This window comes from Rhodococcus sp. ACPA4 (assembly GCF_002300185.1).
GTDB classification, from domain to species: domain Bacteria; phylum Actinomycetota; class Actinomycetes; order Mycobacteriales; family Mycobacteriaceae; genus Rhodococcus_F; species Rhodococcus_F globerula.
This window is the reverse complement of the sequence record NZ_NSDY01000008.1, coordinates 1-311: the sequence shown is the minus strand read 5'-3', so window position 1 is coordinate 311 and position 311 is coordinate 1. Positions and strand designations below refer to the sequence as shown.

Annotated in this window: 1 protein-coding gene; it reads right to left on the bottom strand. The window is 58.8% G+C overall.

Features of this window, described 5'->3' with window-relative positions; genetic code table 11:
• The coding region (locus CJ178_RS32395) for a hypothetical protein (RefSeq protein WP_143547586.1) at nucleotides 1-311 on the bottom strand (311 nt) is incomplete at both ends.

The window sequence follows — 311 nt, the reverse complement described above, 5'->3', positions numbered from 1 at the left end:
AACTCCGGCAACACCAACACCCGACCACCCGCAACACCCGACACCGGAACCAACTCACCACATTCCGCCGGCGAGAGTACGTTCAGCGCGCCGATTGACAGGTCCGGGTCGGTAACCGCTGCGTCGATCACACGGAGGACTCGCTGCATCATCTCGTCTATCACGTTGTGGTCGAAGAGATCTGGGAGGAACTTGATTGTCAGGTGTACTACCGCGTCGACGTGAGCGACCAGTCCGATCGGATAGTGCGCAGCGTCAACACCACTCACATCAACCACCCGCATACCCGCAATATCCGTCTCCGCAGTCAA